Origin of the sequence: Sutterella wadsworthensis 2_1_59BFAA (assembly GCF_000297775.1) — a bacterium.
Lineage (GTDB): Bacteria > Pseudomonadota > Gammaproteobacteria > Burkholderiales > Burkholderiaceae_F > Sutterella > Sutterella wadsworthensis_A.
The window spans coordinates 1-10,583 of sequence record NZ_JH815518.1; the positions used below are offsets into that span (position 1 = coordinate 1).

Here is a 10,583-nt window from a genome sequence, read left to right on the forward strand (position 1 = left end):
AATAAGAACAATATCGAAAAGAACAAGGCCAACATCGCTGCGAACACGGCCGCCATCGACAAGAACAAGACCAACATCAAGGCTAATACCGACGATATTCATAAGCTCCAGAACAAGCTTGTTGAGAATGAATTCCACGACCATGCTCAGGATCAGAACATTGGCGTGAATAAGAACAATATCGAAAAGAACAAGGCCAACATCGAAGCCAATAAGAATGCCATCGCGGCGAATTACGCTGAAATGAAGAACAACTTCGCGGCCGTCAATTCCCGTATTGACAAGCTCGACGACAAGATGAAGAAGGGCTTCGCTGCTCAGGCTGCTCTTAACGGTCTCTTCCAGCCGTACAGCGTTGGCAAGTTCAACGTCACCGCTGCTATCGGTGGTTATGACTCCGAACAGGCAATGGCTCTTGGTACTGGCTATCGCTTCAATGAAAACTTCGCCCTTAAGGCCGGTATTGCTTCCGACCTCAGCGGTTTCGATCATGTCACCTACAATATCGGTGCCAACTTCGAATTCTAAGAAGTCCATTGAGCTTAGCTCGTAACTTACCGAGACGACTTTGTTCCCTCGGTTGGTAATCCCAAAAAACAAACTCCCGGGGTGCTAGATCACGAAAACTAATCTAAGCGCTTCGGGAGTTTTGCTAATCACAACAGAGAGAACAAGTCACGATCCTGCTTGGCAACAGCCTTAACGATGAAGGTATTCGGTGTTTGGTGGGGGAGTAGAACGTCAAATTGTTGCCCACGGTGCTATTCTGCTTGGGAACAAGCCCAATGGAGGCGGCAAACTTGATACGCCCGATGTCGCGGCCGATGTGCACTAGCATTCCAACTGCCGTCTGAGCTCTAACTCCCGGACCGGTCATAATGCGTTGGGCATCGTCATCCGTCTTGGCAATTTCCTCCATGCGCATTTTAGCTTCCTCTTCTTGCTCAAACAGGTTTAGCCACATGTCGCGTCGGCGGTGAAAAGAAGACATCACTTCCTCAGGGATTAGTTCCGTATTTTTCTCCAGATGAGCAATCATGCGTTTTTGAACGAATGATTGGGACTTGGGTCGAGAATAGCCGAACTCTTCGAGACAGGTGTGGATCTGATTCCCCTACTAAGATCCGCAACTCCTGAAGGCTCTTGTACTCGTTCTGCAGGAATTGCAGCGACTGCTGGCGTTGATTCTTCACGAAGACATATTTAGTGCCGGGGACGTAGAAGAGTCGAGCAATGTAGTCCGCATCGCGTATGTCGTCCTTTTGACAAACATTGCGCAATGCTTTGACATCAGCCCCCTTGACAAGGCGTGAGTCATGGCCGAGATCGGCAATCTTGCGTGCACGAACCGTGGAACCTTTGCATGACTCCATCAAGACAACGGCAGGATTACAGTTCGCAAGCCATTCCATTCGTGAATTTCCTCTAGAACGGTAACAACAGCTACAGCTTCAGAGGAAATATTCAGCCTTCATCCAGACCGTCTCGAGCCTTTTTCATAGCCTCTGCTGCTTCCTTGGCTTCGCGTTCCAAGGTCGCCTTGTTCTTGCTCCCTTTCGGTCTGCCGCGGCCTCGCTTTTGCCCAGCTTGTTCAAGCAGCGCGCGTTCACGCGCCTCCCGTTCCAGCGTCTTCTTGTTCTTGCTGCCTTTGGGGCGACCGGGCTTGCGCTTTACTTTTTCAGGCGGCAGTACACCTTTTGCCGCAGTTTCCGCCGCCAGGCGTTCACGCTCGAGCGTTTTTTTATTTTTACTGCCCTTGGGTCGCCCCGGCTTGCGCCTTGGCTTGTCATCGTCCTCTGCCGACTTCTCTTTGCGAGGTCTGCCCCTGGGAGGCTTGGGAGCGTCGGCTCCCTGCGGGAGCCGACGAATTTGGCTCTGCATCGGATTGCTCAGGCGAGCATTCGTTTCCTCGCTCAGGCGCTTCAGAATCTCGGGCGTCACTCCAAACTCTTCGAGGAAGCGCTTCAGTCGAGCCGACAGATTGTCCACAAAGGCATAGACGCCATCGGGCAGGAGCATGAGCTGACAGCGATCGCAATGCCGGATCATCTGGTTGACATCGAGTTCCAGCTTTCTGCAGGCAATCAGGATCTCAGTGCGGATGACGCTCGCAATGAAAGCCACGGCGAGCTTACTTTCGATGCTCTGGCGACTTTGTACACGGGTAACGTGCGAGCCGAGCTGAGACTTCAGCATGGAGAACTGCTTTTCCGAGGCATCACGCAGGCCGTAAAGACTGTGGATCTCGGCAGCTGAAAGCTCATCGGAGGACGCAATGGCGTAGAAGCCCTTGCGGTCTGCCTCTTGCTGCCAGGCCTCGTAGCGAAAGAGTACTTCCTTCTTGCCGTTGATTTCTGCAATCTCAATGAATTTCTTCATTGCCGCAGGGACATTAACTTTGGGCTTGCCGGCGGCAATCTCGGCGCGCAGCGTCATGGAGCAGTCGAGCACTTTGTTGATGAAACGCACGGCACGCGGCGCACTGCTCAAGCCGTCGAAGAAGAGCCCGATGCAGTTTTCCTTAGAACTGTTGGCAAAGATCTTGGCCTTGTCCGTCGTGCCGAAGATGCCGTTCTTGTTGAGAATATTGCGAACGTTCCAACGCACCTCTGCGCCGTGGCGCTCGAAGAGTGTCTGTGCTCCGTTGGTGGAGCCCTTAAGCATGATGATGTAGCGAAGTCCGCACTCCTCTGCCAGGTCGATGACATCCTGCGTGCAGAAGCCGCGATCAGAGATGAGGCCTTCGACACTAATGGACGAAGCAGCGAGGAACTGGGCGATGCCTCGAAAAGCCTTGGCATCGATCATGCTGCCAGGGTTAACGAACCAAGTGATGGGCCGTCCGGTAGTGGCATCGACAGCCCACATGTAGCTGACGATAGGCACGTCCTTGAGTGACTTGGCTTTCCCGAACTCATTGATTTCGCCTGCTTCCGACTCGCAGTTGTTATTCGAGCCATCAATGCAGAGCCAAACCTTGCTACAGCCTTGCTTGGCGCATTGTTTGATCCAGTCGATCTTGAACTGGTGCAGGGCATCAAGCGGGAGGTTCTTGCTGAAGAGTTCAGAGTACCAGGAGTCAGCGTGTCGATCCTTGGAGAAGCACACGCGCATGCGCATGGCGTCCTCAAAGAGATGCGTGCTGTTGGAGCGATCGGCCGCGGAAAACATGGCATAGTCCATGACGGTGTTGCCATAGAGCGGTCCGAAGTGTTTATGCAGCAAGTCATAAAGGCCGTTGCGTTCAGCGATTGCAAGGAAGGTTGCATACGGGCCAAGCGAGAGCATATGAGGCGGCAGGGACTGCTTCTCACCGTAGTGTTCCTTCCAAAGATTTGGGAACAAGAAGCGGAAGGTATCGTTGGGATACATGTTCCCGTTACCGGTAGCGTGTCCGATGGACTTGCGGCGACGCACGTTTCGACTGTCACGTGACATAAGGAAGACGCGTCCGTCGTTCTTGTTGACGTATGCCTGCGGCGGGATCGGAATCTCAGGGAGTTCCCAGTAAATATGACCCATAAAAATTCAAAATTCCGGTGTTATCCTTTTGGATATTTACAGTAGCATATTCTACACGATATTTCAACAAAACAATAAGAAGGCGATCTTCCTGAATCACAGGAGATCGCCAGAATTTTTATCGGTGCGGGATACGATTTTTTAAAGTTTGCGTGTTACCATTCTACAGGAAGTTCACATCATAGAAGAGAAAAAGAACGAGATCTCAACAGCCATTGAGCTTCTCTCCATGCTCGATCTCAAACCGGGCGACCTCATCACCGCCGATGCCATGAACACGCAGAAAGCCTTGGTTCAGTACCTCGCTGAGAGAGGCGTCGGGTACTGCCTCGCGATCAAAGAGAACCACCCGACGCTTCAAAAGGAAGTTCACTTTCTTTTCGCAACTGTCGAAGAGAGCCGCAGGCGCAAGTGCCGGACGCTTGATGCGGATCGAGGTCGAATCGAGGAGCGAAGCGTGACCGTCCTGCCAGCTTCCCTCTTGTCCAATCGCTTCCACCAAGAGTGGAACGGCCTTAAAGGCGGTTGCATCGTCAAGGTCACGAACAACACGGAAGCCAAGGGGAAGCGAGGGCGAAATTCAAGTCAGACTCGCTACTTCATGACCACGATTCCGTTCTCCGAGGACGCGGCCGCGGTTGCCGGCGAAATCATTCGCCGCCATTGGAGCATCGAAAACAACGTGCACTGGGCGCTCGACGTGAGCTTCGATCAGGACCGGATGCAGTGCACTAACGCGAACTACCTGAGCAACCGTGTGACGCTCAACAAGATCGCGCTCAACGTGCTCCGCGCGGCACAGAACGCTACGGACGTCAACGGCCGGCGAAACTCCGTCAAGACGATGCAGCAACTCTGCTCGACGCCCGCTGGCGCCATCGAAACCATGGGCACGGCCCTGGGCCTACAAGGTTTGCTTGACGGTGTCAAGGGCTAACCCTCGAAAAAGTCATGCGATTGCCCTGCTAGACGACAAGGTGGCTTGGGAGTGGGCCAATACCCGCAAGTCGTACTGGCATACGGCAAACAGTTGGATACTCTCGCCCTCGCTGACAAATGGCCGACTCCGAGAATTGGGATGGACGTGCCTGGGGGACGTCTACAAGTAGGAAGTTCTCTGAGGTTATTGATAACCGCCCACTGCGGATCCGCACGGTGGGTGGTGTGGAAGGGGCTGAGGATCAAAAGTCCTCACCCCTATCCGATTTCATACCGTGTCCTAGTGGGCATCCATGTGGGCCTTGAGCGCGCGGCCCGTATGGGTGTTCGTGGAGGTGAGCGTCTCGGGAGTGCCCGCGGCCACGACTCTGCCGCCGTTGGCTCCGCCCTCGGGGCCCATGTCGACGATCCAGTCGGCCTGCGCCATCAGGTCGAGATTGTGCTCGACGACAATCACCGTGTTGCCTGCGTCGACGAGGCGCTTGAGCACGCCGATGAGCTTGTCGACGTCGGCCATGTGCAGGCCCACCGTCGGTTCGTCAAGCACGTAGAGCGTGTGCGGACTCTTGCGTCCCCTGGTGGAGACGGAATCCTTGACCTTGGTGAGCTCGCTCACGAGCTTGATGCGCTGCGCCTCGCCGCCGGAAAGCGTGGGTGAGGGCTGGCCAAGCGTGAGGTAGCCCAGACCGATGTCCTGAAGGAGCTTGAGCGGGTGTGCGATCGTCGGCATCGAGTTGAAAAACTCGACTGCTTCATCGACCTGCATCTGCAGGATTTCTCCGATGTTTCGATCCTTCCAGGTGACGGCCAGCGTTTCCTGATTGAAGCGTGCGCCGTGGCACACCTCGCAGGGGACCTTGACGTCAGGCAGGAACGACATCTCGATTGTGCGCAGTCCCTGTCCGGCGCAGGCTTCGCAGCGGCCGCCCTCGTTGTTGAAGGAGAAGCGTCCCACGCCGTAACCCCGAGCCTTGCCTTCATTCGTGCCTGCAAAGAGCGCGCGGATTTTGTCAAAGAAGCCGACGTAGGTGGCGGGACACGATCTCGGCGTCTTGCCGATGGGGGTTTGATCCACTTCCAGAACACGCGCCACCGGTTCGCGGCCCGTGATTATGTCGCATCCCTTCCACTTCGCCTTGCTCGGATCGGAGCCGAGATTGCCGATCAGATTTTCAAAAAGCACTTCACGGGTCAGAGTGGACTTGCCGGAGCCGGAGACGCCCGTCACGACGGTCAGGCGGTTGAGCGGGAATTCCACGACTCCGCCTGCCAGATTGTGCATGCGGGGATTGATCACCGACAGCTTCGGGTCTGTCTCGGGATTGAAGGGACGGCTGGCAAAATGCCTGTGCTTGCTCGGATTTCTCAGGTATTCACCCGTAAGTGAGCGCTCGCACTTCATGATGTCGTCAACCGTGCCCTCGGCAACGAGTTCGCCGCCTCGAACGCCGGAGCCGGGACCGATGTCGATGATATGGTCCGCCTGACGGATCGTGTCCTCGTCATGCTCGACGACGAGCAGCGTGTTGCCCTGGTGGGTGAGCCGGTCGATGGCGTCAAGAAGGATGCGGTTGTCTCGAGGATGCAGTCCTATCGTCGGCTCGTCGAGCACGTAGCAGACACCCCTGAGGTTGCTGCCGAGCTGTGCGGCCAGACGAATGCGCTGGGCTTCACCGCCGGAAAGCGTCGGCGCGCTGCGGTCGAGCGTGAGGTATCCGAGTCCCACTTCCTGAAGGAAGGAGAGGCGAGACAGGATCTCGGCGACCGCGTCGTGAGCAATGGCCGCCTCGCGTCCCTCGAGCCTGAGGTTTCGGAAGAACTCCTCCACGCTGTCGATCGTCATTGCACCGAAGTCCGAAATGCTTCTGTCGTGCCAGCGCACCGCCCTTGCAACGGGATTCAGACGAGTCCCCAGACAGTCGGGGCAAAGCTCCGCCCCCTCCGTGTCGCTGAGGTCGGTGTTGAAGTCCTCCTTCTTTTTCTGCGCCTTCTTGAGCGCCGAAGTGATGAGACCGTAGCCTGAGCACTTCGGACACGCGCCTGCGCTCGAGTTGTAGGAGAAAAGCTTCGGATCCAGAGCAGGGAAGCTCTTGAGGCAGGAGGGGCAGGCTGCGAGCGTCGAGTAGAAGACGTCCTGTTCGAGCAGACCTGTCGTCGGTTCGTCGGGAAGCGAACGCGTCACAAGCAGGCGACCGTGCCCGTGAAGGAGCGCGGCGGCCACGATCTTTTCCAGCGCTTGCTCGTCGGCACCGCATATCCCGACGGCAAGCTCGAGCTCGTGTTCCGAATAACGGGCGAGCGAAGGGATTTTGAGGGATATGTCGATATATGCTCCATCGATGCGCATGATCCTGTGTCCGGCGACTGCGGCCGCCTCCATTTCCGCTCTGAAGATGCCCTTCTGGCGACGCACGATCGGCGCAAGCACGGCGATTTGGTCCGAGCCGAAGTCGCGGCGGATTGCCTTGATGATGTCGTCGTGGGACTGGGGGCTTGCCGGGATGCCGCAGTCCGGGCAGTACTGGGTGCCTAGCTTGACGAAAAGCAGGCGGAGGAAATGCAGGAGCTCCGTCGTCGTGCCGACGGTTGAGCGCAGGCCACCGCGCGAGGTACGCTGCTCAATGGCAACCGTGGGCGGAATGCCGCGGATTGAGTCGACCTCGGGGGCGGGAGCGGGCTGGACCATGCTTCGCGCATAGGCATTGAGGCTTTCAAGATAACGCCTCTGTCCTTCCGCGAAGACGAGGTCGAAGGCAAGCGTCGACTTGCCGGAGCCCGAGGGGCCCGTGACAACCGTGAACTTGTCCCGGGGAATCGTGACCGAGAGATTCTTGAGGTTGTGCTCCCTGGCGCCCTGAATGACGATCCGGGTGTTGTCCTCGGGGGCGCTGAGCTTCATCGGCGGGAAGTTGAAGAAGCTTTCCCGGGAGACTTCCTGCCCGTCAAGGACGTTTCGCCAGTCCCTGAGTGCGCGTCCCGTGAAGGAGCTGACCTCCTTGACGATCTGGTCGGGCGTGCCTTCGAAGACCACGAGGCCGCCCTGACGTCCGCCGGCGGGACCGAGTTCAATGATCCAGTCGGCCGTATTGAGGACGTCAAGGTTGTGTTCGATCACCAACACCGAATGTCCGAGGCAGATCAGTTCGTTAAATACGCAAACGAGCGTCGCCGTGTCGCCAAAGTGCAGTCCTGTCGTCGGTTCGTCGAAGACGAAGAGCTTCCCTGCGCTGTAGCCGCAGCGACGTCCGAGCGAAAGCCCCTCGGAGAGGGTGCCTGCGAGCTTGAGGCGCTGGCGTTCGCCGCCGGAAAGCGTGGTCAGCGGCTGCCCGAGCTTCAGATAGCCGAGGCCCACTTTGCAAAGCTGTTGGATTCCCCAGGTGATGCTGGGGTATTCAAAGAAAAGTCGCGTGGCTTCATCTGCCGTCATGTCTAGCACGTCGGCGATGCTGTAGTCGCGGTCGTCCGAGAGACGGATCTTCACCTCCAGAGTAGAGTCCTTGTAGCGCTTGCCGCCGCAGGCGGGGCAGGGCAGATAGACGTCCGAGAGGAACTGCATCTCGATGTGTTCGAAGCCGGCGCCGCCGCAGGTCGGACAGCGTCCCTTGCCGGAGTTGAACGAGAAGTCGCCGACGCTGAGCCCCAGATGGCGGGCCATGGGCGTGGCCGCAAAAAGCGATCGGATGCCGTCGAAGCTGCCGACGTAGCTCACGGGGTTCCCGCGGGTTGTGCGCCCGATGGGACTCTGGTCGACGTAGATCACATCATGGGGAATGCATCCCGCCAGTCCGTCGAACTTGCCGGGCTGGTCGGTGCTTTTGCCGGACTTGCGCTTAAGGGCGGGCACGAGGATGTCGGAGACGAGCGTCGATTTGCCCGAACCCGAGACGCCTGCGATGGCGACGATGGCCCCCATCGGAATGGCCACGTCGATGTGGCGGAGATTGTGTTCTGATGCACCCTTGATGATCAGGCGGGGCCTGTCGGCCGTCACGAATTCTGGATCGGGACGCCGCACGCGCCTGCGGCCCGACAGGTAGTCGCCTGTCAGGGTGCCAGCGTCGAGCACTTCACGCGTGCTGCCGTCGAAGATGATCCGGCCGCCGTCCGTGCCCGACCCCGGGCCCATGTCGATGAGGCGGTTTGCAGCGAGCATGACCTGAGGGTCATGCTCCACGACGACAAGCGTGTTGCCCGCTTCGGTCAGGCGGCGCATGATGCGGTTGACGCGATGCATGTCGCGCGGATGCAGGCCGATGGAAGGTTCGTCCAGAACAAACAGCGTGTTGACGAGGGCCGTGCCCAGTGCCGTCGTGAGGCTCACGCGCTGCACTTCACCGCCCGAGAGCGTGCGGCTCTGTCGGTCGAGCGTCAGGTAGCCGACGCCCACGTCGCAAAGGAACGTCAGGCGCGAGCAGATTTCGTCCAGCAGCATCTGCTCGGATTCGTCGGCGCGTGCGCGGCGTTTTTTGAAGAAGTCCCGCAGGTCTTCGATCGGGAGCGTCATGAGCTCGTGGTAGTTGAAGCCGGGCAGCTTCGCGTAGGCACGGTCGGAAAGGGTCATGCCGATCGGCTTGAAGACGCCGCCTTCGATGGTCTTTGCAAGCACGAGCTGCTTTTCCTCGAGGGTGCCGTATCGCCAGAAGAGCGACGGCTGCTTCAGGTGGGAGCCGCGGCACGAGGGGCACTCCGTGTAGGAACGGTAGCGTGACAGCAGCATGCGGACGTGCATCTTGTAGGCCTTGCTCTCGAGCCATTCGAAAAAGCGATTGATGCCGTACCACTGCGTGCGCCAGTTGCCCGTCCAGTCCTCGCCGCCCTCCCAGACCCAGCGCTTCTCCTCAGCCGTGAGCTTTTTGTAGGGCGTGTTGGTGCGAATGCCGCGCACGGCGGCGTAGGCAAGCATCTCCTGCTGGCATTCGTTGAAGGACTTTGTCGTCCATGGCTTGACGGCTCCCTCCTCGAGGGTTTTCGAGGGATCGGGGATCACGAGCGACGGATCCACCGTAATGATGCGGCCGAAGCCCCTGCATTTCTCGCAGGCGCCTACGGGAGAATTGAAGCTGAAGAGAGAAGCGGAGGGCTGGGAAAAGGACTTGTCGCAGTCTGCGCAGCCAAACCCCTTCCTGTAGGGGGCGAGCGGCGTCGAGCCTTCTTCGGTCTTGATGAGGACAGCCATCGCGCCGGCTCCCTTGTCAAGGGCCTGCTCGATCGCCTCGATCGCGCGCGACCGCTCGACGGATGATGCGCGGAAGCGGTCCGCCACGACCGTGAGAATCGTGCCGTCCTTGACGGCGCGGCGAGATTCGATGCGGGTGAACCCCTGTGCCGACAGACCTGTCTCGGCCGTTTCCAAGGCAAGCGCCTTGGGCACCTTCATGTCGAACGTGACGAGAACCCTGCTGTCCAGCCCCTCGGGCATTCCCGCGAGGCGCTCGAGCACGTCGTCCCAGATGCTCTGGGGCGTGTGCTCGACGACGCGTCGGCCGCATTTGGGGCAGTAAAGCTCTGCATGATGGGCGAAGAGCAGCTTTATGTGGTCGTTGAGTTCCGTCATCGTGCCCACCGTCGATCGCGACGTGCGCACAGTGCTGTTCTGGTCGATGGCGATCGCAGGCGGCACGCCGTCGATTCGATCGACATGCGGGCGGTCCATGCGGTCGAGGAACTGGCGCGCATACGGGCTGAAGGTCTCGACGTAGCGGCGCTGCCCCTCCGCATAAAGCGTGTCAAAGACAAGCGAGCTCTTGCCTGAGCCCGAAAGGCCCGTCACGACAGTGAAGTCTCCGGTGCGCAGGTCCAGATCAATGTTCTTCAGGTTGTTCTGTCTGGCTCCGCGGATGCGGATCAGGCCGTTGTTCGATGCGGTGTCGGTCATGCTCTTTCAGTCTGGGTTGTAAGATGCTTTCCGCAGACTACCGCAAGCAGGAGGAAAAGTGACGCCCGTCAGCCTCAAGAATGCCGGTGGGATGGGTTAATTACAAACAGTTACATTCTTGCCTTCGCTTTTCTGAAAAGTATGGTATAGTTCTGCTTCTCCACTTCTAGTGGGGGATTAGCTCAGCTGGGAGAGCGCTTGCATGGCATGCAAGAGGTCAGCGGTTCGATCCCGCTATCCTCCACCA

General features: G+C 58.2%; 5 protein-coding genes and 1 tRNA gene. 3 read left to right on the forward strand and 3 right to left on the reverse strand.

The window, feature by feature from the left end; genetic code table 11:
- Window positions 1–528 (forward strand): YadA C-terminal domain-containing protein (locus HMPREF9465_RS08230; RefSeq protein ID WP_005435902.1); only part of this gene is annotated, 528 nt, incomplete at its 5' end.
- A gap of 470 nt (window positions 529–998) precedes the next feature.
- Here HMPREF9465_RS08230 and HMPREF9465_RS13755 read toward each other — a convergent pair.
- Both HMPREF9465_RS13755 and HMPREF9465_RS08240 read right to left on the reverse strand, forming a co-directional pair.
- Window positions 999–1,412: a hypothetical protein gene (locus HMPREF9465_RS13755; RefSeq protein WP_231289373.1), complete on the reverse strand. Its 414-nt coding sequence runs from the start codon at window positions 1,410–1,412 to the stop codon at window positions 999–1,001.
- A 52-nt stretch (window positions 1,413–1,464) separates the two neighbouring features.
- Entirely contained in the window at window positions 1,465–3,522 is a 2,058-nt protein-coding gene (locus tag HMPREF9465_RS08240) for a transposase (RefSeq protein WP_005435904.1), read from the reverse strand.
- A gap of 148 nt (window positions 3,523–3,670) precedes the next feature.
- On the opposite strand from HMPREF9465_RS08240, the gene HMPREF9465_RS08245 reads away from it, so the two are divergent.
- Window positions 3,671–4,459: an ISAs1 family transposase gene (locus HMPREF9465_RS08245; protein WP_147645298.1), complete on the forward strand. Its 789-nt coding sequence runs from the start codon at window positions 3,671–3,673 to the stop codon at window positions 4,457–4,459.
- A 282-nt stretch (window positions 4,460–4,741) separates the two neighbouring features.
- Here the strand turns inward: HMPREF9465_RS08245 and uvrA are convergent, their stop codons facing one another.
- The gene (gene uvrA, locus HMPREF9465_RS08250) at window positions 4,742–10,336 is read right to left on the reverse strand and encodes an excinuclease ABC subunit UvrA (RefSeq protein ID WP_005435906.1); all 5,595 of its coding nucleotides are present in this window, start codon (window positions 10,334–10,336) and stop codon (window positions 4,742–4,744) included.
- A gap of 171 nt (window positions 10,337–10,507) precedes the next feature.
- On the opposite strand from uvrA, the gene HMPREF9465_RS08255 reads away from it, so the two are divergent.
- Window positions 10,508–10,583, forward strand: a tRNA-Ala gene (locus HMPREF9465_RS08255).